Source organism: Secundilactobacillus silagei JCM 19001, from assembly GCF_002217945.1.
In the GTDB taxonomy this organism is placed as follows: domain Bacteria; phylum Bacillota; class Bacilli; order Lactobacillales; family Lactobacillaceae; genus Secundilactobacillus; species Secundilactobacillus silagei.
The window spans coordinates 158,400-183,098 of record NZ_BCMG01000004.1; the positions used below are offsets into that span (position 1 = coordinate 158,400).

Genomic DNA, 24,699 nt, shown 5'->3' on the forward strand with positions numbered 1-24,699 from the left:
GGTAGGTATGTAGGAAAAATTTGAATTAATGGTATTTAATATCTATGAATTTTTCAAAAGTTGGAGGATCAGCTAGTAATGATTCATTCCATGAAAAATTGGTACTCCATTCATCGTTCATCAGATTATTAATATCACTTCTAAAAACCACAAATTTTTGTTTATTGGCTAGGTTTAATTTTTTTATGCAGTCAAAGCAGATTGAACCGATAGTGGTTTCAAACTGAGCTTTATTTGTTGTGGAGAAATAGTCCTTTAAAGCCATGTCGTTACGTGTCGGAAGATCTGTATCAGCAACAAAATCATAGAGGCAAGAAAAAATTATTGTATCTATTTTATTTTCATCTTGGTTATCGGAAGTGTTAATTGTGGACTCGAAAGAAACAGATATAGGCAAACGAAAAGATGATATTGAATATTCATCATGTATATTTTCAGGACTAAAAAAGTTGACTTCAAAAAGTGGTTCGTTTTCATCAAACGTAAAATTTTCATCAATTTTATCAGCGCTCATGTCTAAATCAATCCAATTGATTTTATAGCTTAATTGTTCTTGTGGATATATTTCATCAAATAATTCATAAGTTTCTAGTCTGAGACCTGATACCAATTTATTTAAGGTATCAAACTGAATGCCTTTTGCTTTTCCACTAGATAATTGAGAAATAGTTGGTCTCGTTATGCCAGTAGCATTCATGACTTCTTGTATTGTCAAATTTCGTTCTTTCATAACTTTATCAAGTGCGAACTTTATCAATATAATCACCTCGCTTTCTATGGATATTCTACCATGAGAAGCATTTTTAGCAAGGATACTTTTCAAAAATGAATACACTTCTTGATTTATTTTTTAAGAGCGAGTATTCTTAGAGTATCGAAAGCAGTCTTTCTGTTTATAGAAAGATATGCTTATGAATGTGAGGTGATTTTATGCAAATTGAACTTAAACAAGTGTTAGATGCCCGTCATTGGAATATTGAAACAGTACACAAGTACACAGGGATTAGTCGAGCAACGCTAACAAATATCTATTACGGACGTTCTAAAGGCATTCAACTTGATACGCTTACCAAGCTGTGCAGTTTCTTGGAAGTAACGCCAAATGATTTAATAATTTCTGATCCTGTTACTCAGTAGTATGTGCATCCGTCAGGCGAGGAGGTATCACAATGCCAGAGAAGTTAGTGTTTATTGATTCGCAGCAGGTAAATGAACAGCCTTATACGACTAGTGATGTCATTGCAGAATATGCAGGCATTTCACATCATGGAATTAATGTTGAGGTTAAAAAGCATTTTGATCGGATTAAGCGGGCAGGACACGGCAAGGCGTCATTTAAAATGAAGCCTTCACCAAGTGGGCAGAAGTTAAAAGTATTTCTACTAACAGAACAGCAAGCCACCTTACTGATTACGTTTTTAAAGAATACGCCACGAGTTGCCGACTTCAAAGAAGCCTTAGTACAGCAATTCTTTGAGATTAGGCGTGAGCTGATCCGGCAGCAGGTACTATTTGATGCTGGTAAGACGATCTCTAAAGATTTAAATCAGGCGATCTATGACAATTCTAACTTCACTCATCCGCCGTTTGATTACATCAATATGAACAAGCTGATCTATCAATATGCGTTAGGTGTCAGCAGCACGAAGCTCAAACGTGAACGTCATGTAAAAATCGGTCACAGTCTTACAGAGTATCTGGCAACGGATGAAGCGCAGGCGTATCAAAAGGTTAAGTTTCAAGTTGTGACTATGCTGCAAATGAACTTGGATCACGCCAGCATTAAACAGGCACTTGATAAGCAAGGCATTCTATATCAAGTCACCCTGCCAGTTAAGAAAGGGGACGTTATCAATGGATGAAGCACCAGCTCTAAAGGTCGTACTCGATCCGCAATATACGGATGAACTAAGACAGGCGGTAATGGCGACCATTACAGACGCAGTAGCAGACGCTCGCCAGCAAACGAACATCGACAGCCCTTGGATCACAGGGAAAAAGAACATTGCAAAGTGGTTACACATTTCGCAGGCTTCATTGAACCAGCTCATTGCTCATAATATGCCTATTCATTATTTGGGAGATCCCGATATTTGGACAGCTAATAAGCATGAGATGTCTGAATTTTTGAAACAACTTTAAGCAAATAACTCACCAGTGGGCGGTAGGTTATAGCTTCATGACACATATTTCAGCGGTTTCAGACAGTTTAAATGCTATTGGGTATCTCAATATAGAAAGAACGTGAGAGCATGACAGACGCAGTATTTAGTTGGGTGTTGATTGGTATGCTGGCTAGTTTTGCATTTGGTGCATTTACCGGCATGGCAATCAAATTTGGCGACAGAAAGGACTAAGCATGATGCAATTGAGCGCACAAAAAAGCCCGTACTTAAGAAGTTTGGCGACCTCAGTACGGACTAAACAACGGGCATTCAGATCAATGCCTTTTTGCGTGTTCAATTATAGCATGATACGACAACCATTTCAGATTGGAGTTAACACATGGAATTGACACAAGCACAGTATCTTAAACTATACCGGATTGTACTACCAGAACTCAAAGGCTTACAGACGGTATTAGAGCAGGCTATCGAGCCACAGCTTACACTAGCTGAATTTCTAACAATGTATAACAAACAAATTGGAGCCTTGAAAAACAGCTCGTTTCTTATTGAGTTACTGAGTTCAAAGCCCAGTAAGACGGTTCAGGCGACAGTTACTGATAATCAACGGATGATTAACAATCTGACAGCGATTGTCAGCAATCAAGGGCAGCTTTTAGGAGGCAACGTATGAACAAACAAACAGAACTTGTTATAAGCGCACATGATTCATTAAACGGCTTGCGTGAGCAATTACAGACGCTTGATAGGCTAGTTGATAAGACTAAGCTAACCGGTGATGTCAGCGCCGATATGAGCCAGATACAGCGGTCAATGCAGACAGAGATTAGTAATCTGGATCGCAGTTTGCAGACGTTGAAACACATGAATGCAGGCAATACCATGATGCCGTTATTCAATATGATCTGTAAGTAAAGTGGGGCAGTTGTATGCCAGAAAGAACGCCACCAGCTAATAACGGGTATGGCTATGTCGCTCAGTCCGTCATGCGTGATCCTAAACTCTCGAAGGTTGCTAAAGCCATCTACGGGTTACTGGCAGTATTCGCTGATCCCGATAGCTTGCAGGCACATCCGTCAACCAAGTTCATTCACTCAATCGTAGGTGTGACCTCACAGACCTTTCGCAATAATCGCAAGCAACTACTGGCAGCAGACGTAATCAGGCTAGAATATCAGCACGTTACACCGATCTACACCTTGACCGCTAATAACTTCATTGAGCAGGGCGGTGGCTATGGCTACTTGCCTAAGTCAGTGATGTTAAATGCTAAATTGTCACGCAATACACGGGTGTTATATGCCTACCTCGCCAGTTTTGCCGGAATGCAGGGGAAAGCACATCCCAGCATTGAACTAATCAAGAGTGAACTAGGCATGAACTTAGATACGTTGTACGGATGCCGTAAAGAGCTAAGCGAACACGACCTGATTACTGTCAGTAAAAGTAAAGCCAGCGACAGTCAAAAATATTTCAATAACGTGTATATCTTGATTGAGAACCAGCGGATACTTGGTAGCCATCAGCAACTTAATGATCGTTTCTATACTCAATCAGGATTGAAACCAATAGACTACTATAAATTGGCATATGACAATATTGAATTGACTAACGAACAAATTTTTAAATTGCAGAACTACAGTGATCTTCATGATTGGGATGTGGTCAACCTTGCGATATGGAAAGCTAGACGGCATAAGAAACCGTTCAATTACATCATTGGTATTTTAAATCGTTGGGACTTGCTTCAACTTGAAACAGTCGAGGAAATTAAAGCCAATGATGATAGCTTCTATTCTGCCTTATCTAAAGGTGATTGGTGATATCTCCTAAGTTTAACTTAGTAGGCGTTGTGGAAATTCCTACCTATTTAAATTCAGCGGGAGGGTTAAATTTGGGTAAACGGTTTTTGGGTAAACGGTTTTTGGGTAAATGGTTTTTGGGTAAGCTAAAAGAACCAGTGTTTAAAATTACCAGATATAAAAGAACCAGCGTAGCAATTACTACGTTCAAAATTACCTTTTGAACCATGTGAGCAACAGACGACTTCTTAATGATTACTAGCTAGTGAGTGGATAAGACTAATTAACTTCATTGCTAATACAGAGAGCAATCTTCTTGAACCGCTAGTAAGGATAACTAAAGGGAAGCACAGATTAAGCATTAACCAGTTATGTAGCAGTCAAAGACAGATAAGAAAGAAACTTCCGCTAAAGAAAGAAAATAGAGGTGCAATATGTTTGATGAACTACCAGATTTATTAATTAAAGAACGACCATTACTAGTGTTGCCATCACTGGCAATGAAGATCGGTGTCAGTCAGGCGATGCTATTGCAGACACTATCGACCCTTACGCAGACACAAGGCGAGACGATAGATGATGAGAGCTGGCTACGGATCAGTAATCAGGAGTTACATACTTGGCTGCCTTTCTGGAATTTATCAACGGTACGGGATAATTTAGATAAACTGGAAGCCCGCAAATACTTGATGATTACTCATTTCGGTAACGGGCATTATGATCCGACCAATTGGTATCACATCAACACAGACGGATTAAATGGCATTTTATTAGCGGATGAAATGGAGGACTAGCCATGAGAAAGCTAATTGAGCAGGATATTAACGTATTGCGCTGCCTGCATAAAGGACAGGCTAGTAAAACGACTAAGAAGCACATTATTGCCGTTACGGGATTAAGTGACCGCAGTGTATTTGATTCAATCGAAGCCTTACGCAATATTGGCATTCCTATCATGGCAAGCCGAAACAATCGGGACGCTGGCTACTTCATAGCGGAAACGCCAGAGGAAAAGCAGGCGGGCATTGCCCAGTATAAGAAGCAGATTGCCACTGAGCAGCATAGCCTAAGCCAATTGGAACGGGCAGATATTAACAGCTATATGCTAAAGGCGGTCAATGATCCGGTGCTATGGCATGAGCTTGGTACCCAGCTTTTGGATGTAACCCCAACAAGTGACGGGGCAGTTATTCAGCTAAAAGAAACATTATAGATATGAATGATAGTCACTTTAATAGCAAACGGATGAATTAAACTCAATCTTAAACAGAACGGAGAATGATAAATGAAGATGGCTTATCCAGTGTTAGTTGAACAGATGTATTTTGTTATGCGCAGGCAAGGGATCAACGCCAGCAAGGATAAAATCTTTCGTGATATGATAGCAGCTAATATGATTGATGAGAACGGTCAGCCAACGCAAACCGCAATGGATAATGGCTGGATCGACCAGCAGGGCAGTAAGGTAACTGAGCAGGCATCATTGGCAGCGTTCAAGCAAGCGAACCCGATGTATGCCCCGTTTGCTGATAGTCATTTCACGAGGACGGCTAAAGGTTGGGGAATTGATGGCTATGTTTTCCATACCCTTGTCAACGAAGCCTTGAACAGCCCTATGGCTACGGATGAGGTGAAAGAGATGGCGCATATCGTGCTGAAAGAAGCAAAGAAGATGGAACGGCAATAATCATTGAGCGTTCTCCTAATTGGAGGGCGTTTTTAATTTCCAATCATGCTATATCCAGACAAATCAGACACCCTAAAAAGGATAGGTTAAGGTGTAATAGAAATGATGGTAAATGTTTCTTGGTTGCTAAGGATTGCTAAGGTTTAACAAGGGCAGGGAGTAGTAACCGTGAGCAATACATTACAAATGCTATTGTGATGCGATATATAACTGTATTGAAGCGATTATAAAGTTTCTTGGTTGTCTACTTTTGTCCACATTATAAAGGTAGTTGTCGAAGCATGATGAGGTTAAACGGATAGCGCAGCAGTTACGTTGCAACAGTGTTGCGTTTTGTTGCGTTTACCGTTGCAGTTGCCTAATGATTTACTACTCAGTGTGAGGTGATTACTGTGAACCATGATAGCGAACGTAACCTGAATAACTACCAGCAGTTAAATATCAAAGACCTAATAACACTCATCCGCCAGAACGGAGTAACTGAATTGCCTATGCCCACAAGTGGGCAAACAATCAAGGTAGCAAGCACGCCGTGTAACTACGGTGGCTGTCGCTATTGGTTAGTGTGTCCGCAATGTGGTAAGCGTTACGGTGTACTGTATTTTAAAGATGATCGTTGGGCGTGTCGTAAATGTCAGCATTTAGTGTATGGTTGCCAGTTACAGGAGCTACCATATCATGCGTACACAAAATACTTTTACAAGGCGGTACGGATAGCCCGTAAGTTAGACACGAAGTTTAATCCCTGCCTGATCGACTTTGTGCAAGGGTATCGGCAGATATTTCCTGATAGACCAAGCAGAATGCACTGGCATACCTATAAACGGTTAGCAGACGAGTATTTTGCTAACTGTACCATGATGGCGATAACGTCAGGGGTGACGGATGAGTTTACTGTAAAAGAGTACCGCCAGTTATGGCTTAAGCAGCAGATCAAGGCACTAGAGCAAAGCAAGTGAGGGCATTGGTACCGTGGCTGATTACAGCGTACTTGATTCAGGTACGCAGATGGTTGCTAACAAATGATAACGTTTTTCACCTCAGACAGCTAAAGATGGTCATTATTCGGGTAAATTAGTTGTATAATACAAGTATATTGATCGGATAAAGCCATGTAGGTGGTGAAAAAGATGCAGGCTAAAGATGTTAAACGGGTGTTAGCAGATAATCAGCGAGCGTTACGAGTATTGCGAGCAGGGGCAGGCTATCCGGCAGCAGAACTGGTAAACAATCCGATGTATTGCGCTGCTAAGCAGATCGCAGATACAGTTGAAGCCAGTCTTAGACAGTTAAGCAAGCGTGAGCAGGCGGTCATTCAATTGCAATCATGTGATGCCACGACCATTGCGCAACAGTTTCATCTATCACGAGGGTATTACTTTGAATTGAAGCGGCAGGCGTTACTTAAATTAGGCGGATGTTTTGAGCATAAAAAAGAGCTAGAATATCTCTAGCTCACAACCTACCGCCACTGGCATATTTTATTGATTAAACAACGGATGGCATTCAATATGGCATTCAATTTCTAAAAAGCATCCGTTTATATGTGTTAAACCCTTGCTGTATAGGCATTCCAGAAAGGTGGGGTTACTACTCCCGCCATCTCCACTAAATAAAAACACCATGATTTCCAATTCGTTGGAGATCATGGTGTTTTTTTAATCGCGTTTATATAATTAGAGTAATTGGAAATGCTTGAGACCGTTGACGATGCCGTGGTCAATGTTAGCGGTAGTGACAAATTCAGCGGCGTCTTTAACGGGCTGCAGGCCATTACCCATGGCCACCGTGTGGTCGACGACGTCAAACATTGGCAAATCGTTATTACCGTCACCAAAGGCATAGGTGGGAATGTCCTTAAATTCTGGCCGGGACAGCAGCGTGCGAATCCCCGCTTTTTTGGAGACACCGGGTCCGATAACGTCAATACTGTACGGGGTTTGTCTAAAGAAGGTCAGTTCGTCTTTAAAGCTATCTCTGTAGTCCTGGTCATTTTCATCCGTGGCAATGATCAGCATCATATGAACGGGATAGAGCTGCCAGAAAGTAGGGTCAATAATGGGGATGGGGCTATTGATGTAGTGATAAACTTTTTTGACGTTATCAATCATCCGGTTGATGCGATCAGTCTGGTTATTCAGGGTCGCGTAAGCATCATCGTGGTTTTTAACCAGTGCAGTCAAGCGCTTAATGACGTCCTTAGGGATTTCGGTAACATCGACTGGCTTACCACGTAAGACGATGTAGGCGCCGTTCGCAGAAACTAAAGTATCGATTTGAGTCTGCTGGATCACATTTTTAATTTCGAAAATGTTGCGGCCAGTTGCGATAACTGGTAAAACATCGTTGGCTTTTAGCTGTGCTACTGCTTTGATCACTTCAGGATCTAATTGGGTTTTATCGTTGAGTAAGGTACCATCTAGGTCAAAAAAGACGATTGCTTTTGTCATGAATCAGTTCACCTTTCCAGTTACTTTGTTATGTTGATTGTAGCACATTCTTATATTAGATTTGTGAAGAATAGTGCACTTCGAGTATAATAAGAACGATACTAATTAAGTAGAAAATAATGAATCAGATAATCGATACAACTAACAATGATAACGGTTACTAAAATGCGAACAGCTGCATGAACATTAAAGTGAAATATCATCTATTGATGGGGGATTCAAAATGAAAATATTAATGATTGAAGATAACAAATCGGTATCTGAAATGATGCAAATGTTTTTTAAAAAAGAAGGCTGGGACGCTCACTTTGCGTATGATGGTGAGCAGGCGGTTCAGCTGTTTAATGAAAGTCCGGATGAGTGGGATATGATCACGCTGGATCTGAATCTGCCGAAACTGGATGGCATGCAGGTCAGTGCCGAGATCCGCAAAATCTCACCAACCGTGCCCATTATTATGCTGACGGCGCGTGATTCTGAAAGTGACCAAGTGCTGGGGCTAGAAATGGGAGCTGATGATTACGTCACTAAACCCTTTAGTCCGATCACGTTGATCGCACGTATTAAGGCGTTGGATCGGCGTGCTAAAATTGGTGGAAAAATCACCGATCACGAAACCGTTTCTGATTCGGCAACTAAAGAGGAAGAAAAATTCGATATTGATACGGGCAAATTTCAGTTAAACAGCAAGACACGGGAAGCTTATTTGAATGGCAAGCAGATCAATGATTTAACGCCTAAAGAGTTCGACCTGTTACGGACACTAGCGCAAAAGCCCCGCCAGGTGTTCTCACGTGAACAACTACTGCAGCTGGTCTGGGACTATGAATACTACGGTGACGAACGCACAGTCGATGCTCACATTAAAAAATTACGGCAAAAGATTGAAAAAGTCGGGCCGCAAATTATTCAAACGGTCTGGGGGGTCGGCTATAAGTTTGACGATACGGGAGCTGATGAGTCATGAAACTGGTCTACCAGCAACTACTCGCTTTATTGTCAATGATTGCCATTGTGTTGGTGTTGCTGGGACTTTCGTTCAGCAGCATGACCAAGCAGTACGTTTATCAAAGTACGTGGACGAGTCTGGAAAAATACGCGAATAGTTTAGTTGAACAATCTGTGCGGGTTTCTTCCAGCAATCCGCAGCACGTTAATTTTGATTCGGAATCATTGCTGAACAGTGAGGTGTTACTGCGCAATCAATCCGTGCACTTTACCATTTATAACCGTGATAATACCGCGATCTTCCCCGATAATGTCTACATTCCTAAAATCAAAGCGAACGACTGGCACAAACTGCAGCAGGGAAAAATTGTGCAAAAGGTGACTGATCAGCAGGCTCATCCAGCTAACGGACAGGTTGAACCAGCCATGACCGATATTTTGAAACCTTATTTTTATACGGATCAAGCTCATCACAAGCACCTGGTCGCAATCGTCAAGGTCGGAGCTTACGTTTCCAATATCAATTCCAACATTGCTAAGATCAATTCCAACTTAACCAAAGCCCTGTTAACGGCCAGCTTTGTCGCCATTTTGTTAGCCTTTCTGATTGCCCGTTACTTAACGTTGCGGATCAACCGGCTGCGTAAGGCGACTAATCAGGTTGCCAGCGGTAATTACGAGGTTCAGGTACCAAGTAAAAATCGTGATGAAGTGGACGACCTCGCTAACGACTTTAACAACATGGCGCGTTCTTTGCAGGAGTCAAAGGAAGAGATTCAGCGCCAAGAGGAGCGCCGGAAGGAATTTATGGCGGATGCGGCACACGAAATGCGCACCCCGCTGACGACCATTAACGGGTTGCTTGAAGGATTGGCTTACGATGCGATTCCTGAAGACAGTAAGGCGCAAAGTATCGATTTGATGAGAAATGAGACAAAACGCTTAATTCGTTTAGTTAATGAAAATTTGGACTATGAAAAGATTCGCAATAACCAGATCAGTTTGAATAAGCAGCAGTTTAACGCGATTGACACGTTGAAGCGCCTGGCAGAACAGCTGGCGCAAAAAGCGACGGCTAAAAACGACCAGATCAGTATTCAGGGTGGGGATGACATTAAGGTATACGCGGACTATGACCGGTTTGTGCAGATCATGTTCAACATTACCCAAAACGCGATTCAGTTCACTGAAAATGGTCAAATTACGATCTTAGCGCAACGTGGTTATCACGAAACGATCTTTAAGATTTCAGATACGGGGATCGGCATGACTAAAAAGCAGCTCGCAAATATCTGGGAGCGCTTCTATAAGGCGGATCCATCGCGGACGAACACTAAGTATGGGGAATCAGGTCTGGGTCTAGCCATTGTTCATCAATTAGTGTTACTGCATAACGGAAAAATTGAAGTGACTAGTAAACCTGGTCAAGGCACGACTTTTACCGTTATTTTTCCGACAAAAGAAACCGAATAATAATGAAAGCTAATTTAGAAAATGATTAAGAATGAAGGATTTTGTAGATAATCCTTTTTTTTTTGACAAAATTCTAGTACACTAGTAAAGATGAAAAGAGAATAAAGCGCTTTCAAAAACGCTTTGGATTATGAAAAGAGAACGGAGTGAATTTCATGGCAATACTTTTAGCTTTGATTCCCGCAGTTTGTTGGGGGAGTATTGGATTAATTAGTGGTAAGCTGGGTGGTACTTCATACCAGCAAACCCTTGGGATGACGGTTGGTGCCCTGCTTTTTGGAATTTTTAGTGTGTTCTACTTCCACCCGCATTTGACAAGTTTTGTTTGGATAGTTGGGATTGCTTCTGGGTTGTTTTGGGCCGTTGGTCAATTTCAGCAATTTCAGTCAATGAAAGCCATTGGTATTTCTGTTACCGTGCCCGTTTCAACTGGGATGCAATTAGTATGTACAACGTTGGCAGGTGTCCTCTTGTTCCACGAATGGACAACTACCAGAATGTTAGTTGTGGGAACGACTGCCATGATCGTTTTAATTGTCGGGATCGTATTCACTTCACTACGGGACCGCGCTAATGTTTCTAGAGAAGGCTTCAACACTGGTGCCGGTGTGCGGGCGTTGATCTTCTCCACGATTGGGTACACGTTATACACGGTTATCGTTAATTCATCCGGCGTGAACTCCAAGGCGGTTTTTCTGCCACAATCAGTTGGTATGGTGATCGGGGCCCTGCTCTTCGCCGCCCGTAATAAACCGTTTGGTAAACCAATGGTTAAAAACATCGGGACTGGTTTAGTTTGGGGTGTTGGTAACTTCTTCATGTTTATGTCGATTCCAGCCGTTGGGTTAGCCATCAGTTACTCATTGGCACAAAGCGGGATCATCATCTCGACTTTTGGGAGTATTTTACTCTTAGGCGAGAAAAAGACCGGCCGCGAGATGGTGTACATTACAATTGGGTCGATTTTTGTTATCGTCGGCAGCGTTCTTTTGGGCATGTTAAAATAATAAACTTCAGTAAAATTTCGGTATAGGCCATTTATTTTTGCGACCAAGTCGTTTATAATGGAGTTATCAAAATAAAAGTGAGGTACAGTTAGATGGCACACATTTCGTTTGATGTTTCAAAGCTCGATAAGTTTGTTCACGATAATGAACTTGGAGAAATGCAGGCGTTAGTTAATGCAGCGGATGAAGAACTCAGAACGGGTTCCGGCGCTGGCAGTGACTTTAGAGATTGGTTAACGTTGCCTAAGGATTACGACAAAGAAGAATTTGCACGGATCAAGGCAGCTGCCAAAAAGATTCAATCAGATTCCAAAGTCTTAGTTGTTATTGGGATTGGCGGTTCATACTTAGGTGCCAAAATGGCAACTGATTTTCTGCATGAAACGTTCTATAACTACTTGCCAGATGACCAACGTGAAAATCCGCAAATCTTATTTGCCGGCAATTCACTGAGCCCATCGTACGTGCATGATTTGATTAAAGTGATCGGTGACCGTGACTTTTCAGTGAACGTTATTTCTAAATCAGGAACAACTACTGAACCGTCAATTGCCTTCCGAATCTTTAAGGAATTGTTAGTTAAGAAGTATGGTGCAGACGGCGCTAAATCCCGGATCTACGCTACAACTGACAAGAAACGCGGTGCTTTGAAGCAGGAAGCGGATGCTGCTGGATACGAAACCTTTGTTATTCCCGATGGCGTTGGTGGCCGTTACTCAGTCTTAACTGCTGTTGGGTTGTTACCAATTGCTGCTTCTGGCGCAGATATCGATCAATTGATGACCGGTGCTGCCGATGCAATGGATGCTTATACTGATCCTGATCTGACCAAGAACGAAGCTTATCAGTACGCTGCTTACCGGAACATTTTATACCGGAAGGGCTTCACAACTGAACTGCTGGAAAACTACGAACCTAACATGCAGTACTTCGCCGAATGGTGGAAGCAATTAATGGGTGAATCAGAAGGGAAGAACGAAAAGGGGATTTATCCTTCATCAGCTAACTTCTCAACTGACTTGCATTCATTGGGTCAATACATTCAAGAAGGTCTCCGTAACTTAATGGAAACCGTTGTCTTCATTGACAAGCCAAACCATGATATTGATATTCCTAAGGAAGCTGAAAATCTTGACGGCTTGAAGTATCTTGAAGGCGAGACCATGCACTTTGCTAACACCAAGGCCTTTCAAGGTGTAACGTTGGCTCATACTGATGGGAACGTGCCAAACATGGATATCCATATTCCTGATCAGTCTGCCTATACGTTAGGCTACTTGATCTACTTCTTTGAAGTCGCAGTTGCTATTTCAGGTTACTTAAACGGGATCAACCCATTCAACCAACCTGGTGTGGAAGCTTACAAGACCAACATGTTTGCCTTACTTGGCAAGCCTGGCTACGAAGAATTAGGCAAGAAGCTTAACAAGCGTCTTTAATTCAACGTTTATAATTAATCATTAAAAAAATAAGTACGCTTCGAACGGTTAGTTTCATTTTGCCGGTGCACAAAAAGTGCATTTTGACTGATGGAATCAGATTGTTCGGAGTGTACTTTTATTTTGCATTTTTTAACTATATTTTGCACTGAAATGAGGCTTAAATTCTAAAGGTGCAAAATAAATGCAAAACTCTTGAGAATTTGTGCTATTTGAGAATATAAGAAAAGCCCTCAAACACTGATATAACAGCATTTAAGAGCTTGCTCATTCTTCCAGATTGTTTCAATATCACCCGCACGGGGATCGAACCCGTAACTCCGCCTTGAGAGGGCGATGTCTTAACCAATTTGACCAGCGGGCAATGGTTATGAATCTGACCTATTTAAATGGCTTAACACAATATACTAATTTACACGGTTTCACGCTAAAAGTCAATATATCTGATTGAATATTCGTTAGTTCACGTTAACTATGCATTTTCTCCGTAATTTTTCCAATTCTTATTGACAATATTTTTAAAAACCGTTAAACTATTATCTTGTCAGATACTTATTGGGTATTCGCCAAATGGTAAGGCAACGGACTCTGAATCCGTAAGTTACTGGTTCGAGCCCAGTATACCCAATCTTATAGTTAGTCCGTTATTATTGATTTTAGTTAATCAATGATGACGGCTTTTTTGTTTTCTGGATATTGAAACTAATCAACGGACTGCGATTAGTTAATTTTTTATATTTTTTGGCTCGTGAATGACGGTTTTGATTGATAGTTTGCTAGTATAGTTTAAACAGTTTTTTGGTAAATGGAGGATTTTTATGGTTTTTACTTGGGGCATTATTATTATCTTAGCGCTGGGCTTGATCTCAGGATATCGCAGAGGATTCGTATCCGTTTTGATGTCTTTGATTGCTTACATTTTGGCGTGGATCGTTGCCGCTATCTTTAGTCAGACACTGGCACAGTTTCTGTTCCACACGTTTACCTCTGTTAATACAGCAGTGCCGATGCCAAGAATGCTGTCAGGAATCGTGTTTACGGTGCTGTTTGGCCTCACGTATTCAGTGATTCGTCATTTGGGCCGGGATCTAAATCTCATTACCCGGTTACCGGTGATTCATACTGTCAATGCTTTGGCTGGCGCTGCCATCAACTTTATCGTGCGTTACCTGTTACTGTTTTTAGTTCTGAACATCTTGCTACTGTTTCCTAACCAGTGGATCCAGACGCAGTATCAGACTTCACCAGTTGCGCAAAAGATCGTTAAAAAAACACCGGTGATGTCAAAGCAGCTGATCAGGACTTGGCAGCAGCATAATAATTGAGAAGGGAAGAACGTTAAATGATGACAATGATCGTGTTAGGCCTCATTATCTTTTTTGGTTTACGGATTTTTCTTGGCCTGTTCGGGTGGCTTTTTCGCATTTTGGGAATTCTGATCGTCGGTGGCCTGATTGTTGCCTTCGCGTCTTCTTTTATTGGTATTTTTGCCATCGTGGCCGTGGTACTACTGGGAAGCTGGCTGTTTGGGGCTTTCTCAAATCATTAATGAAATTACAAAATCCCATGATTAGTCATTTGCGACTGATCATGGGATTTTTGGTGTTATTCAAAAGAAAGGTCTAACAGGTACAGATTTTGCTGTTTTAAATGGCTGGTGGTGACCCAGACTTCACGGTAATCAGGCTTGGATTGAGTGGTCAACTCATAGAAATGATTGAGCAGATCGCCATATTCACCAACGAATGAGTCTGCCAGTAAGTTCACGCTTAAACGGTCACTAGGAAAATAAATTTCAGGATTAGAGACTTTTACACTGTCAGGAATACCGACCGTGACAGAATTAGCGTACTCACGCGGCTTAAAAATCACCCGGTCTGGGTGCCGCTGGACAAAGGTGAGGACGTTATAGATTGAATCAGAATTACTTGCCAAGGAATATTAACCTCTTTCCTTTTTTATGCATTAACGTGTATTGACATTGTAGCAGATGAGGCTCACTTGTCGCAAGACTTAGGCGGTTGACGTGGGGTGAGAGACGCTTGACACCCCTGGAGAATCAGCATACAATCTATTAAAAATCAATGAAAGTTACTATGATTTTCTAATGCAAATATCTGATAAGGAGTGGTTCAATTGACAAAAGCACCAGCACCTTCTGAAATTGATTGGCAAAACTTAGGCTTTAATTATATGGATTTACCCTACCGTTTCTTAGCCCACTACAAAGATGGCCAATGGGACGATGGCAAGCTAACTGAAGATGCCACGTTACATATCAGTGAGGGGTCAACCGCACTGCATTATGGCCAGGCTGATTTTGAAGGTCTGAAAGCTTACCGGACTAAAAACGGCGACATTCAATTGTTCCGCCCAGACCGGAATGCTGCCCGGATGCAAAAGAGCTGTGAACGGTTATTAATGCCGCCGTTTCCCACTGATAAGTTCGTGGCAGCTGTTAAGTCAGTTGTTAAAGCCAACGCCGACTACGTCCCACCGTATGGCACTGGCGGCACCCTTTATTTGCGGCCGTTAATGATTGGGGTCGGTGAAAATATCGGGGTCCATCCCGCACCGGAATATCTATTTACGGTCTTTGCCATGCCCGTGGGTGCTTACTATAAGGGTGGCGTGAAGCCCACCAACTTTACGACGTCATATTATGACCGGGCAGCCCCTCACGGTACCGGTCAGAGCAAGGTCGGCGGTAACTACGGCGGCAGTTTACTGCCCGGTAGCGAAGCTCATAAGGCCGGCTATTCAGATGTGATTTACCTCGATCCAGCAACCCATACTAAGATTGAAGAGGCCGGGTCAGCGAACTTCTTTGGTATCACTAAGAATAATGAATTTGTAACACCGAAGTCCAACTCGATTTTGCCAAGCATTACCAAGTATTCGTTACTGTACCTAGCAGAACACAACCTGGGGATGAAAGCCATCGAGGGTGACGTCTTTATTAACGACCTTGACCGCTTTACCGAAGCTGGTGCCATGGGGACCGCTGCGGTGATTGCACCGATTGGCGGAATCGAATATCAAGATCAGCTGCACGTTTTCTACAGTGAAACTGAGGTTGGTCCCGTGACGCAAAAACTGTATGACACGTTGACTGGGATTCAATTTGGCGACGTTAAAGCACCTGAAGGCTGGATTCAAAAAGTCGAAGTTTAAGTTTAGAAATTTAACGGATTGGTAAAGATAAGGCCAGTTAGCTCCCTGAGACTTGGGGAAGCTGCTGGCCTTATGCTATTCTAGGGAAAAAGAACGTAAGGGAGTTTTGAAGTCATGTATGAAAAAACGGTTGCAGCAATCACAGATCTCGTGAACGATGGCACGGTGCCAGGTGTGAGCTATGCCTTTATTGATGGTTCTCAGGTCCGTAGAGGCCTGTATGGAGCGGAAGCCTTACTGCCTAGCTACGAGCCGTTAAAAGCCAATCAGCTTTACGATGTGGCCTCTCTAACGAAGGTGGTCGGTACCGTTAATGTGATTATGCAATTGATCACTGCAGGTAAGCTGGCACTGACTGATCGGGTTTGCGACTATCTGCCGCAGTGGCAGGATAACCGGGTCACCATTCGGCATTTGATCACCCATACTTCGGGGATCACCGGCTACATTCCACACCGTAATAAACTCACGGCGGTGGAGCTGCATGCGGCATTGTTAGGGTTGCACGTGGGTGAGAATTTTGAACGCAAAATGGTGTATTCCGACATCAACTTTATTTTTCTGGGCTGGATTGCGGAGGCCATTTTAGGAAAGCCGATTCAAACGCTCATTACCGAAATGGTTTTGCAGCCGTTAGGAATGAATGAGAGTACTTTCCAGCCAGCTGATCCAACGCGGTGCGTGCCCACCGAATGGTCAGCGACCCGTGGCCTGATTCGCGGTGCCGTTCACGATCCAAAAGCGTTTGTGTTAAAGTCCCGTTGCGGGTCAGCTGGGTTATTTAGCACATTAAATGATCTGGTGACCTTTGAGCAGGCAATGCTGTCGGACAGTGATCTGCCCATGACCCAGCAGCAAAAGGCCACGTTATTAGCTGATCAAACACCGCTGCATCATCAGGGGCGGTCGTTTGGCTGGGCCTTGTTGCAGGTGAAGGGGCCAACGCCGCACCTGTGCATCTGGCACAGCGGCTACACGGGGACGTGTTTAGTGCTGGATTTGCAAACGCATCAAGGAATGGTCTTTTTGTCCAACCGAGTGCATCCCACGGCACCTAACGAAGCGTTCTTAGCACGGAGAAACGCGATCATTGACGTTTATTTGGCTGAGAAGGCGAGTTACGTATCAGCTGAAGTTAAAGCAGATTAACCCATGGTAATGAAAAACATCCTGTCTTATCAGCTATGATGACTGATAGGACAGGATGTTTTTTTAGTATTGATTAAAAAGTTGCTGGGACCGGTAGTGCTTCTTGCTCAGAGAAATCAGCATCGGGATAGCTCCGTTTAAGCGCAGCGACCAATAACCGTTTAGCTAAATTGCCGTTGCGGGTCAAAATTGGGCCGTGGAAGTAAGAGCAGTAGACGTTCTTGTAGATCGCGCCTTCAGTGCCATCTTCGCCGTTGTTGCCCTTACCTTGCACCACGTTACCCAGCGGACTTTCAGCCTTACCTAAGAAGGTTCGGCCCTGGTGGTTTTCAAACCCATGGTAGGTTTCACCGTTGTCGGCGTTCTTGATCACGATGTCACCGATAAATCGGTGATTATCCTGTGACAGGGTGTAGTGGTCAAGTGCGCCGATACCAGGGATCTTATCGCCCTTGGCATCCACGTAATAGTGGCCTAATAGTTGAAAGCCACCGCAAATAGCCAGTACTGGACCGCCATCTTCAATAAAGGCGGTGAGTTCTTTTTTCTTGGTCTGAATATCTTTAGAGACGATGACTTGTTCAAAGTCTTGACCACCGCCAAAAAAAGCCAGGTCATAATCGGCAGCCTTGAAGTCTTGATCTAGGCTGACCACCTTGACGTTTAACTTAACGTCCATCTGTTTAGCGTAGTAGTTCAACGCGAGGATGTTACCGACATCCCCGTAAGTATTCATCAGGTCGCCATAAAGGTGAGCCACGTTTAATTCGTAGGTCATGCGCCCATTCCCTCCTTGATATAGCCCTGATCGGCTAATAATTTCCGTAATTGTAACACAGCTGTGTAGGTTGCCAAAACATAAACGTGCTCGGTTGGCAAAGTCTTAATCTTTTCGACCACGTCTTTGAGTTCTGGCACCACCGCGTGCTTATCATCTGGGACACCAGCGACCTTCAAACGGAAGGTGATGTCTTTATAACGTTCACCACCGGTAATGTAGGCCGGAATGTTTAACGCTGGCAGCTTTTCAAAGTTACCGTCCCAGATCCAGCTGGTGTCGATTCCATCCGCGTAGTTGGCGTTAAGCAGCCCGACAAATGAAAACGGTTTGCTGTCGGTAGCAATCATATCGAGGACTTGATTTAAACCAACCGGGTTCTTGACTAAGATCAAGGTGACCTGCTTACCGTCTAGATCGATCACTTCCTGGCGGCCAAAGACCTTCTTATCTTCGCTAAAGGCCGTGTCGATCTGTTCTGGTGTGACGCCTAGAAAACGACCAACGGCGTAGGCAGCCAGGGCGTTGTAGATGTTATACAGCCCGCCAATTTCAATCTTCATGGCGTGACCGTCAACTTCAAATTCTGAGCTGGTAGGGGTCAGGTTAGAAATCTGGGTAATTGCGTACTTCAGTTCTGGACGTTCAAACCCGCAGTTGGGACAGAAGTACTTTCCTAGATTGCTATAAGTGAGGTAGCGGTAGTGCAAAATATGCTGACAGTTAGGGCACAAAACGCCATCGGTATTTGGTTTAGCCTTGATATCTTTTTCATCTTGCTGCTTGAACCCGTAATAAATGATCGGGTTCGGCAGGTTCTTGGAATGAAAGATCGGCGCGTCGCCGTTAGCGATAATGGTGGCTTCCGGTGCTAGGGCCACCCCGTCAATGATTTTTTGATAGGTGGTGTAGATCTCGCCGTAACGGTCCATTTGATCCCGGAAGATATTGGTGAAGACGAAAGCCTTTGGTTTGATATACTTAGTGACTTTGATAACGTTAGCTTCATCGACTTCCAGCACGGCAATTGGCCGGGCACCCTTAACTTTGGGTGCCCGCAGGAAGGTGGTCACGATGCCTTGCTCCATGTTGGAACCGGTGGGGTTGGTTAAAATATGATCGTATTTTTGGTTCAAAACGCGCACGGTCAGCGCAGTCGTCAAGGTTTTACCGTTGGTACCGGTAATGACGATGACGTCGTAGTTTTGTCCCAGATGTTTTAAGATCTCTGGGTCGATTTTGGTTGTGATTTTGCCAGGCAGTGAACTGCCGCCCTTCATAAACGTGTGCAGAAACCAGTATGAGGATCTGCCAGCGAAGGTAGCTACGGTACTTCGTAAAGTCATTGTTTTTTTCTCCTTGTCCTGCTGCACCCAATTCAGTAACAGCCGAAACGATTTATTTCGATTTAACTAAGCATATATTTTACCATGTTTCGCCTAAATAAGCGGTGAACCAGCGCTGATTTAATCAAAAAAACGATTTCACTGGTGAATATCGCTGCCGGAGGGTGAATTTTAACGTCAAATCCGCTATAATAGATGAGAAATTTGCGAAGAGTGGGGAATGAGACCTTTGGCACAATTATTTTTTAAGTACGGGGCAATGAACAGCGGTAAAACCATTGAAATCTTGAAAGTGGCTCATAATTATGAGGAGCAAAATAAGCCGGTGATCATTATGACTAGCGGTAGAGATAGTCGTGACGGTGTCGGCATGGTCGCTAGCCGAATTGGGCTGAAACGCAAAGCCGTTCCAATCTTTCATGATGATAACGTTTTTGACATGGTCAAGAAGATCAACGCCAAAGCCAATTGCGTGCTGATCGACGAAGCGCAATTTTTGACTAAGGCACACGTGTTTGAATTAGCCAAGATCGTGGATGAACTGAAGATCCCCGTGATGGCATTTGGCCTGAAAAACGACTTTAAAAACGAGCTGTTTGAAGGGTCGAAATACCTCTTGTTGTATGCTGACAAGCTTGAAGAAATGAAGACCATCTGCTGGTTCTGTGCTAAAAAGGCCACGATGAACTTACGCTTTCACGATAATAAACCGGTTTACGAAGGCGAGCAGATTCAGATCGGCGGCAACGAGTCATATTATCCCGTCTGCAGAAAACACTACTATAATCCACCAATGGATATGCTAGGCGAAGAATAGGAGAGTTATATAAAAATGGACGAAATGTTCGATAGATTACAAGCACTGGTCGACCGTTATGATGAACTTAACGAACTGATCAGTGATCCAGAAATTATTGCGGATACGCAGCGTTTCATGAAATTATCAAAAGAGGAAGGCGAGCTTAGAGATACTGTCGAAGCTTACCGTAAGTACCAAAAAGTCACCGGCCAGATCGATGAAGACAATGAAATGCTTCACGAAAAGCTGGACGATGACATGAGCAGCATGGTCAAAGACGAACTCAAAGAATTAGAGGACAAAAAAGCCAAGCTCGAGGAACAGATTCGCATCCTGCTATTGCCTAAGGATCCTAACGATGATAAGAACATCGTCATGGAAATCCATGGGGCTGCCGGTGGTGATGAAGCCAGCTTATTTGCAGCTGACCTGTTTGATATGTATTCCCGCTACGCTGAAAAGCAGGGCTGGAAGGTGGAAGTCGTTGATAAGAATGCGACCGAAGTCGGCGGTTTCAAGGAAATCGTTTTACTGATCAGCGGCGATAAGGTTTATTCTAAGCTGAAGTATGAGTCTGGTGCCCACCGTGTTCAGCGGGTGCCCGTCACTGAATCCGCTGGCCGGCTGCATACCTCTACGGCCACTGTAGGGGTCATGCCAGAAGCCGAAGACGTTGATATTGATATCGATCCCAAGGATATTCGGACCGATGTTTACCGGTCATCAGGTGCCGGTGGTCAACATATTAACAAGACCAGTTCGGCGGTGCGGATGACCCACTTGCCAACCGGGATCGTGGTTGCCATGCAAGATGAACGTTCACAGCAGCAAAACCGGGCGAAAGCCATGAAGATCTTGCGGGCGCGGGTCTACAACTACTACCACGAACAAGAAGAAAATGCTTACGATGAAAAGCGGAAGTCGGCCGTGGGTACTGGGGACCGTTCAGAACGAATTCGAACCTACAATTACCCGCAAAACCGGGTCACTGATCACCGTATCGGGCTGACCTTAAACAAACTGGATAAGATTATGAATGGCGATTTAGATGACATCATCGCAGCGTTGATCATGTACGACCAAACGCAAAAGATGGAGCAGCTGAACCATGGCTAATCGCACCTACTATGAAGCCCTCAAATGGGCTTCTTTGTTTGTTCAGAAAAACCAGTTAGATGAATCGGCAGCAACGTATCTACTGCAGGAACTCAGCCAGCTGGATCAGACCCATCTGCTGATCAAATACCGCCAGCCCATGCCAGCTCAATTGGATGAACAGTACGTGAACGCGATCAACCAATACGTGAACGGGGTCCCACCGCAGTACATTATTGGTACTGCACCATTTTACGGTGAACGCTTCGTGGTCAATGAAAACGTCCTGATTCCGCGACAGGAGACCGAAGAGTTAGTTGAATGGATCCTGTCAGCTAATCCGCAGTCCGCTTTATCGGTACTGGATGTTGGTACGGGCAGCGGGGCAATTGGGCTCACGCTGAAAAAACAGCGGCCAGACTGGCAGGTCGTCCTCTCTGATTTGTCTGAGGGGGCGTTAAAGGTTGCTCAAGAAAATGCTGAGCGCTTAAACACCCCAGTAAAGACGGTCCAAGGCGACCTGTTAAAACCGCTGGCTGGTACTCAGTTTGACGTGATCGTCAGCAATCCGCCCTACATTTCACGCAGCGAAGTGGCGGAAATGGATGCGGATGTGTTAAAGAGCGAACCTAACATGGCCCTGTTTGCTGACCATGACGGTTTAGCGATTTATGAACGGCTGGCCGATCAGTTGAAGCAAGGCGTTGCCAGCGCCAAACAGGTCTTCTTGGAAATTGGTTTTCAGCAAGGCAAGGCTGTTAGCCAAATTTTCAAGACCCGGTTTCCGGCTGCAACGGTTACCGTACGGCAGGACATTGCCGGTCATGACCGGATGGTGCGGATCAGCTTTAATTAAACGCAGTCTTCTTTAATGAGAATAGGAGTAAAATTTATGGAAACTAAAATTTTTAAACCAGATGAAGTCGAGGCAGCTGCTAAACTGTTAAGACAGGGTGAACTCGTGGCTTTTCCGACTGAGACGGTTTACGGCTTGGGTGCGGATGCCACTAACGAACAGGCTGCCAGCAACGTGTACGCTGCTAAGGGCCGTCCCAGTGATAATCCGCTGATTGTTACCGTTTCTTCCATTGAAATGGTAGAACGGTACGCTCAGCCACTGTCTGATAAGGTCAAACAGTTAATGGCCCAGTTCTGGCCGGGTTCGTTGACCATCGTCTTACCGCTGAAGCCGGGCACGTTATCCAAGACGGTCACCGGTGGGTTGGATACCGCGGCTTTTCGGATGCCGCAAAATCAAGTCACCCTTAAGCTGATCGCCACAGCGGGAATTCCTATCGTGGGGCCGTCAGCCAATACGTCTGGTAAGCCTAGTCCAACGTTGGCCAAGCACGTCTACCATGATCTAAACGGCAAGATTGCCGGTATCGTGGATGACGGTCCCACTAAAGTTGGGGTGGAGTCAACCATCATTGACATGTCAGTTGACGTGCCGACGATTTTGCGGCCGGGAGCCGTTACGGTGGCTGAACTGGAACGGGTTATCGGCGACGTTAAAGCTGATCACCACCACGTTGGCGCTAATGAAATTCCCAAGGCCCCTGGCATGAAGTATAAACACTATGCGCCGAGTGCTCAGGTTGAAATTGTTGATCAGACCGCTGACTTTGCCGCGGCGATGCAGTGGGCTGCTCAGCAGGATGAAGCCATTGGGGTCATGGCAACGGATGACGTGCTGACCCGCTTAGCAATACCGCAAAACGTTGAGACCTATTCTCTGGGTCAGGACATTCAAAGCGCGACCCATTTACTATTTGCCGGGCTACGGCACTTTGATCTGGAATCCGAAGTTAAAGTGATCTTCACTGAAGGGTTTGCCAACACCGGATTAGGGGCAGCCTACATGAACCGGTTAGATAAATCAGCCGGTGGGATGCATTTTTTAAAATAAACCTGAACGATTAAATTAAACGGTGAGTGTCTTTTCGTGTTTCACGAACAAAAGATGCTAACCGTTTATTTTTGTTTGTCTTTTGCGGTCTAGACCCTATCATTTCTGCGCTGGATTTGTTAAACTAAGACGTAATTAAATGCTAAGGAGCTGATCGTGTGAATTATCAAGAACAAGACCCAGAGTTATGGCAAGCTATTAGTCAAGAACAGGATCGTCAGCAGCATAATATTGAGTTAATTGCGTCGGAAAATATCGTTTCGCCAGCGGTTCGGGCGGCCCAAGGGTCGGTTTTGACCAACAAGTACTCGGAGGGGTATCCTTCAAAGCGGTACTATGGCGGTAATGAATTCATTGATGTCGTTGAAAGTTTAGCCATCGAGCGTGCTAAGAAACTCTTTCACGCCGAATATGCGAACGTTCAGCCGCACTCCGGCTCCCAAGCAAACCAAGCTACCTACGCAGCCTTTTTAAAGCCTGGTGATACTATTTTGGGCATGGGGCTTGATGCTGGCGGGCATTTGTCTCACGGCGCTAAGGTCAACTTCAGCGGTAAGCTTTATAACGCTTATAGCTACGGTTTAAACCCAGAAACTGAGCTGTTAGATTACGACATGATTCGTGATCTGGCATTAAAGGTGAAGCCGAAGATGATCGTAGCAGGGGCTTCAGCATACAGCCGGATCATTGACTGGCAAGCTTTCCGTAAGATTGCGGACGAAGTGGGTGCCTACTTAATGGTAGATATGGCACACATTGCGGGATTAGTCGCAGCTGGTCTGCACCCATCACCAGTGGGCATTGCTGACGTTGTGACGACCACGACGCACAAGACTTTGCGCGGTCCTCGTGGCGGTCTGATCCTATCGCAAGCCAAGTATGGCAAGCAGATCAATTCAGCCGTTTTCCCTGGCACTCAAGGTGGACCACTGGAACACGTGATTGCGGGTAAGGCAATCACCTTTAAAGAGGACCTGCAGCCAGAATTTAAAGATTACGCGGCTCAGATCATTAAAAATGCCCAGGCCATGGCTGCGGTATTTAACGCGGCCGATAAAGTCCGGGTAGTTTCTGGCGGTACTGATAACCATCTGATGACCTTAGATGTCAGCCAAACTGACCTCAATGGTAAGCAAACCCAAGAATTATTAGACAGTGTCATGATCACGACTAATAAAGAATCGATTCCAAACGAAAAACTGAGCCCATTTAAGACGTCTGGCATCCGTTTAGGCACTCCTGCTATTACAACTAGGGGGTTCAAGGAAGATGACGCTAAGCAGGTTGCTAAGTTGATCGTCACGGCAATTGAAAAGCACGACGATGAGGCAGCTCTAGAACAGGTTCGAAAAGATGTCCGCGCATTAACGGATGCCCATCCGATCGATGCCTACGTTGCACCCATCAAATTTGATTAAACCCAGCATCAATTAAAATCGTTATACAGACAGCTCGCTGACCAATTAATCGTGGTTAGCGGGCTGTTCTGGTTAAACCAGCAATAACTTTAAATAGTC

At 44.2% G+C, this 24,699-nt stretch carries 29 protein-coding genes and 2 tRNA genes; 25 read left to right on the top strand and 6 right to left on the bottom strand.

The annotated features are described in order from the left end of the window. Window positions 1-25: 25 nt before the first annotated feature. Window positions 26-823: a helix-turn-helix domain-containing protein gene (locus CES79_RS05095; RefSeq protein ID WP_204772912.1), complete on the bottom strand. Its 798-nt coding sequence runs from the start codon at window positions 821-823 to the stop codon at window positions 26-28. 107 nt (window positions 824-930) lie between these two features. On the opposite strand from CES79_RS05095, the gene CES79_RS05100 reads away from it, so the two are divergent. From CES79_RS05100 to CES79_RS05150, 11 genes are all read left to right on the top strand, one after another. Further along, entirely contained in the window at window positions 931-1,137 is a 207-nt protein-coding gene (locus tag CES79_RS05100; RefSeq protein ID WP_089136511.1) for a helix-turn-helix domain-containing protein, read from the top strand. A 32-nt stretch (window positions 1,138-1,169) separates the two neighbouring features. After that, on the top strand, window positions 1,170-1,862 hold the full coding sequence (locus CES79_RS05105; RefSeq protein ID WP_054654108.1) for a Rha family transcriptional regulator: 693 nt from the start codon (window positions 1,170-1,172) through the stop codon (window positions 1,860-1,862). Continuing rightward, the gene (locus tag CES79_RS05110; protein WP_054654107.1) at window positions 1,855-2,142 is read left to right on the top strand and encodes a hypothetical protein; all 288 of its coding nucleotides are present in this window, start codon (window positions 1,855-1,857) and stop codon (window positions 2,140-2,142) included. Before CES79_RS05105 ends, CES79_RS05110 begins: the two co-directional genes overlap by 8 nt. A gap of 363 nt (window positions 2,143-2,505) precedes the next feature. Beyond that, window positions 2,506-2,799 (top strand): hypothetical protein, encoded by a 294-nt coding sequence (locus CES79_RS05115; protein WP_054654106.1) that lies wholly within the window; start codon window positions 2,506-2,508, stop codon window positions 2,797-2,799. Then, window positions 2,796-3,041: a hypothetical protein gene (locus CES79_RS05120; RefSeq protein WP_054654105.1), complete on the top strand. Its 246-nt coding sequence runs from the start codon at window positions 2,796-2,798 to the stop codon at window positions 3,039-3,041. The genes CES79_RS05115 and CES79_RS05120 overlap by 4 nt, the downstream gene beginning before the upstream one ends. A gap of 14 nt (window positions 3,042-3,055) precedes the next feature. Next, entirely contained in the window at window positions 3,056-3,949 is an 894-nt protein-coding gene (locus CES79_RS05125; protein WP_054654104.1) for a DnaD domain protein, read from the top strand. A gap of 413 nt (window positions 3,950-4,362) precedes the next feature. Beyond that, window positions 4,363-4,722, top strand: a complete 360-nt coding sequence (locus CES79_RS05130) for a hypothetical protein (RefSeq protein WP_054654103.1) — start codon at window positions 4,363-4,365, stop codon at window positions 4,720-4,722. Window positions 4,723-4,724: 2 nt separating this feature from the next. Then, window positions 4,725-5,141 (top strand): hypothetical protein, encoded by a 417-nt coding sequence (locus CES79_RS05135; RefSeq protein WP_054654102.1) that lies wholly within the window; start codon window positions 4,725-4,727, stop codon window positions 5,139-5,141. A gap of 78 nt (window positions 5,142-5,219) precedes the next feature. Next, window positions 5,220-5,615 carry a hypothetical protein gene (locus CES79_RS05140; protein ID WP_143456345.1) on the top strand — a complete coding sequence of 132 codons (396 nt, stop codon included), beginning with the start codon at window positions 5,220-5,222 and terminating at the stop codon, window positions 5,613-5,615. A gap of 392 nt (window positions 5,616-6,007) precedes the next feature. Next, entirely contained in the window at window positions 6,008-6,574 is a 567-nt protein-coding gene (locus tag CES79_RS05145; RefSeq protein WP_054654100.1) for a hypothetical protein, read from the top strand. Window positions 6,575-6,745: 171 nt separating this feature from the next. Then, window positions 6,746-7,069, top strand: a complete 324-nt coding sequence (locus CES79_RS05150) for a hypothetical protein (RefSeq protein WP_089136513.1) — start codon at window positions 6,746-6,748, stop codon at window positions 7,067-7,069. A gap of 222 nt (window positions 7,070-7,291) precedes the next feature. On the opposite strand, the gene CES79_RS05155 is transcribed toward CES79_RS05150, so the two are convergent. Next, window positions 7,292-8,065, bottom strand: coding sequence for a Cof-type HAD-IIB family hydrolase (locus tag CES79_RS05155; protein ID WP_089136514.1), 774 nt, complete (start codon window positions 8,063-8,065; stop codon window positions 7,292-7,294). Between the two features lie 223 nt (window positions 8,066-8,288). Between CES79_RS05155 and CES79_RS05160 the strand changes: the two genes are divergently transcribed. From CES79_RS05160 to CES79_RS05175, 4 genes are all read left to right on the top strand, one after another. Further along, a complete protein-coding gene (locus CES79_RS05160; protein ID WP_089136515.1) occupies window positions 8,289-9,032 on the top strand; it encodes a winged helix-turn-helix domain-containing protein in 744 nt (247 codons plus the stop codon). After that, window positions 9,029-10,486: an ATP-binding protein gene (locus CES79_RS05165; protein WP_089136516.1), complete on the top strand. Its 1,458-nt coding sequence runs from the start codon at window positions 9,029-9,031 to the stop codon at window positions 10,484-10,486. Before CES79_RS05160 ends, CES79_RS05165 begins: the two co-directional genes overlap by 4 nt. Window positions 10,487-10,641: 155 nt before the next feature. After that, window positions 10,642-11,493: a GRP family sugar transporter gene (locus CES79_RS05170; protein ID WP_089136517.1), complete on the top strand. Its 852-nt coding sequence runs from the start codon at window positions 10,642-10,644 to the stop codon at window positions 11,491-11,493. 92 nt (window positions 11,494-11,585) lie between these two features. After that, the gene (locus CES79_RS05175; RefSeq protein WP_054654098.1) at window positions 11,586-12,932 is read left to right on the top strand and encodes a glucose-6-phosphate isomerase; all 1,347 of its coding nucleotides are present in this window, start codon (window positions 11,586-11,588) and stop codon (window positions 12,930-12,932) included. Between the two features lie 291 nt (window positions 12,933-13,223). On the opposite strand, the gene CES79_RS05180 is transcribed toward CES79_RS05175, so the two are convergent. Next, window positions 13,224-13,296: transfer RNA gene (locus CES79_RS05180), tRNA-Glu, on the bottom strand. 192 nt (window positions 13,297-13,488) lie between these two features. Here CES79_RS05180 and CES79_RS05185 point away from each other — a divergent pair. The 3 genes from CES79_RS05185 to CES79_RS05195 all read left to right on the top strand — a co-directional run bounded on the left by CES79_RS05185 (window position 13,489) and on the right by CES79_RS05195 (window position 14,481). Next, window positions 13,489-13,560: transfer RNA gene (locus tag CES79_RS05185), tRNA-Gln, on the top strand. A gap of 190 nt (window positions 13,561-13,750) precedes the next feature. Next, window positions 13,751-14,257: a CvpA family protein gene (locus tag CES79_RS05190; RefSeq protein ID WP_089136518.1), complete on the top strand. Its 507-nt coding sequence runs from the start codon at window positions 13,751-13,753 to the stop codon at window positions 14,255-14,257. 17 nt (window positions 14,258-14,274) lie between these two features. After that, entirely contained in the window at window positions 14,275-14,481 is a 207-nt protein-coding gene (locus CES79_RS05195; RefSeq protein ID WP_089136519.1) for a hypothetical protein, read from the top strand. A 56-nt stretch (window positions 14,482-14,537) separates the two neighbouring features. Here the strand turns inward: CES79_RS05195 and CES79_RS05200 are convergent, their stop codons facing one another. Next, window positions 14,538-14,867, bottom strand: coding sequence for a hypothetical protein (locus tag CES79_RS05200; protein WP_054654096.1), 330 nt, complete (start codon window positions 14,865-14,867; stop codon window positions 14,538-14,540). Between the two features lie 201 nt (window positions 14,868-15,068). Here CES79_RS05200 and CES79_RS05205 point away from each other — a divergent pair, with 201 nt between their 5' ends. Continuing rightward, window positions 15,069-16,106, top strand: a complete 1,038-nt coding sequence (locus tag CES79_RS05205) for a branched-chain amino acid aminotransferase (RefSeq protein ID WP_089136520.1) — start codon at window positions 15,069-15,071, stop codon at window positions 16,104-16,106. A gap of 114 nt (window positions 16,107-16,220) precedes the next feature. After that, window positions 16,221-17,255: a serine hydrolase domain-containing protein gene (locus CES79_RS05210; RefSeq protein WP_089136521.1), complete on the top strand. Its 1,035-nt coding sequence runs from the start codon at window positions 16,221-16,223 to the stop codon at window positions 17,253-17,255. A gap of 73 nt (window positions 17,256-17,328) precedes the next feature. Here CES79_RS05210 and CES79_RS05215 read toward each other — a convergent pair whose 3' ends face one another. Beyond that, window positions 17,329-18,033, bottom strand: coding sequence for a type 1 glutamine amidotransferase (locus CES79_RS05215; protein ID WP_089136522.1), 705 nt, complete (start codon window positions 18,031-18,033; stop codon window positions 17,329-17,331). Further along, window positions 18,030-19,379: a Mur ligase family protein gene (locus CES79_RS05220; RefSeq protein ID WP_089136523.1), complete on the bottom strand. Its 1,350-nt coding sequence runs from the start codon at window positions 19,377-19,379 to the stop codon at window positions 18,030-18,032. The genes CES79_RS05215 and CES79_RS05220 overlap by 4 nt, the downstream gene beginning before the upstream one ends. Window positions 19,380-19,608: 229 nt before the next feature. On the opposite strand from CES79_RS05220, the gene CES79_RS05225 reads away from it, so the two are divergent. From CES79_RS05225 to glyA, 5 genes are all read left to right on the top strand, one after another. Then, window positions 19,609-20,196, top strand: a complete 588-nt coding sequence (locus CES79_RS05225) for a thymidine kinase (RefSeq protein WP_089136524.1) — start codon at window positions 19,609-19,611, stop codon at window positions 20,194-20,196. A 15-nt stretch (window positions 20,197-20,211) separates the two neighbouring features. Continuing rightward, window positions 20,212-21,294, top strand: coding sequence for a peptide chain release factor 1 (gene prfA, locus CES79_RS05230; RefSeq protein ID WP_089136525.1), 1,083 nt, complete (start codon window positions 20,212-20,214; stop codon window positions 21,292-21,294). Continuing rightward, the gene (gene prmC, locus CES79_RS05235) at window positions 21,287-22,129 is read left to right on the top strand and encodes a peptide chain release factor N(5)-glutamine methyltransferase (protein WP_089136526.1); all 843 of its coding nucleotides are present in this window, start codon (window positions 21,287-21,289) and stop codon (window positions 22,127-22,129) included. The genes prfA and prmC overlap by 8 nt, the downstream gene beginning before the upstream one ends. A 36-nt stretch (window positions 22,130-22,165) precedes the next feature. After that, window positions 22,166-23,182 (top strand): L-threonylcarbamoyladenylate synthase, encoded by a 1,017-nt coding sequence (locus CES79_RS05240; RefSeq protein ID WP_054654094.1) that lies wholly within the window; start codon window positions 22,166-22,168, stop codon window positions 23,180-23,182. 158 nt (window positions 23,183-23,340) lie between these two features. Then, window positions 23,341-24,600: a serine hydroxymethyltransferase gene (gene glyA / locus CES79_RS05245; RefSeq protein ID WP_054654093.1), complete on the top strand. Its 1,260-nt coding sequence runs from the start codon at window positions 23,341-23,343 to the stop codon at window positions 24,598-24,600. The last annotated feature ends 99 nt before the right edge of the window (window positions 24,601-24,699 follow it).

What these genes read in the sequence shown, in the direction of transcription:
- CES79_RS05100 (WP_089136511.1), top strand. Translation starts at nt 931, where the DNA reads ATGCAAATTGAACTTAAACAAGTGTTAGATGCCCGTCATTGGAATATT.
- CES79_RS05105 (WP_054654108.1), top strand. Translation starts at nt 1,170, where the DNA reads ATGCCAGAGAAGTTAGTGTTTATTGATTCGCAGCAGGTAAATGAACAG.
- CES79_RS05110 (WP_054654107.1), top strand. Translation starts at nt 1,855, where the DNA reads ATGGATGAAGCACCAGCTCTAAAGGTCGTACTCGATCCGCAATATACG.
- CES79_RS05115 (WP_054654106.1), top strand. Translation starts at nt 2,506, where the DNA reads ATGGAATTGACACAAGCACAGTATCTTAAACTATACCGGATTGTACTA.
- CES79_RS05120 (WP_054654105.1), top strand. Translation starts at nt 2,796, where the DNA reads ATGAACAAACAAACAGAACTTGTTATAAGCGCACATGATTCATTAAAC.
- CES79_RS05125 (WP_054654104.1), top strand. Translation starts at nt 3,056, where the DNA reads ATGCCAGAAAGAACGCCACCAGCTAATAACGGGTATGGCTATGTCGCT.
- CES79_RS05130 (WP_054654103.1), top strand. Translation starts at nt 4,363, where the DNA reads ATGTTTGATGAACTACCAGATTTATTAATTAAAGAACGACCATTACTA.
- CES79_RS05135 (WP_054654102.1), top strand. Translation starts at nt 4,725, where the DNA reads ATGAGAAAGCTAATTGAGCAGGATATTAACGTATTGCGCTGCCTGCAT.
- CES79_RS05140 (WP_143456345.1), top strand. Translation starts at nt 5,220, where the DNA reads ATGGCTTATCCAGTGTTAGTTGAACAGATGTATTTTGTTATGCGCAGG.
- CES79_RS05150 (WP_089136513.1), top strand. Translation starts at nt 6,746, where the DNA reads ATGCAGGCTAAAGATGTTAAACGGGTGTTAGCAGATAATCAGCGAGCG.
- CES79_RS05155 (WP_089136514.1), bottom strand. Translation starts at nt 8,065, where the DNA reads ATGACAAAAGCAATCGTCTTTTTTGACCTAGATGGTACCTTACTCAAC.
- CES79_RS05160 (WP_089136515.1), top strand. Translation starts at nt 8,289, where the DNA reads ATGAAAATATTAATGATTGAAGATAACAAATCGGTATCTGAAATGATG.
- CES79_RS05165 (WP_089136516.1), top strand. Translation starts at nt 9,029, where the DNA reads ATGAAACTGGTCTACCAGCAACTACTCGCTTTATTGTCAATGATTGCC.
- CES79_RS05170 (WP_089136517.1), top strand. Translation starts at nt 10,642, where the DNA reads ATGGCAATACTTTTAGCTTTGATTCCCGCAGTTTGTTGGGGGAGTATT.
- CES79_RS05175 (WP_054654098.1), top strand. Translation starts at nt 11,586, where the DNA reads ATGGCACACATTTCGTTTGATGTTTCAAAGCTCGATAAGTTTGTTCAC.
- CES79_RS05190 (WP_089136518.1), top strand. Translation starts at nt 13,751, where the DNA reads ATGGTTTTTACTTGGGGCATTATTATTATCTTAGCGCTGGGCTTGATC.
- CES79_RS05195 (WP_089136519.1), top strand. Translation starts at nt 14,275, where the DNA reads ATGATGACAATGATCGTGTTAGGCCTCATTATCTTTTTTGGTTTACGG.
- CES79_RS05210 (WP_089136521.1), top strand. Translation starts at nt 16,221, where the DNA reads ATGTATGAAAAAACGGTTGCAGCAATCACAGATCTCGTGAACGATGGC.
- CES79_RS05215 (WP_089136522.1), bottom strand. Translation starts at nt 18,033, where the DNA reads ATGACCTACGAATTAAACGTGGCTCACCTTTATGGCGACCTGATGAAT.
- CES79_RS05220 (WP_089136523.1), bottom strand. Translation starts at nt 19,379, where the DNA reads ATGACTTTACGAAGTACCGTAGCTACCTTCGCTGGCAGATCCTCATAC.
- prfA (WP_089136525.1), top strand. Translation starts at nt 20,212, where the DNA reads ATGGACGAAATGTTCGATAGATTACAAGCACTGGTCGACCGTTATGAT.
- prmC (WP_089136526.1), top strand. Translation starts at nt 21,287, where the DNA reads ATGGCTAATCGCACCTACTATGAAGCCCTCAAATGGGCTTCTTTGTTT.
- CES79_RS05240 (WP_054654094.1), top strand. Translation starts at nt 22,166, where the DNA reads ATGGAAACTAAAATTTTTAAACCAGATGAAGTCGAGGCAGCTGCTAAA.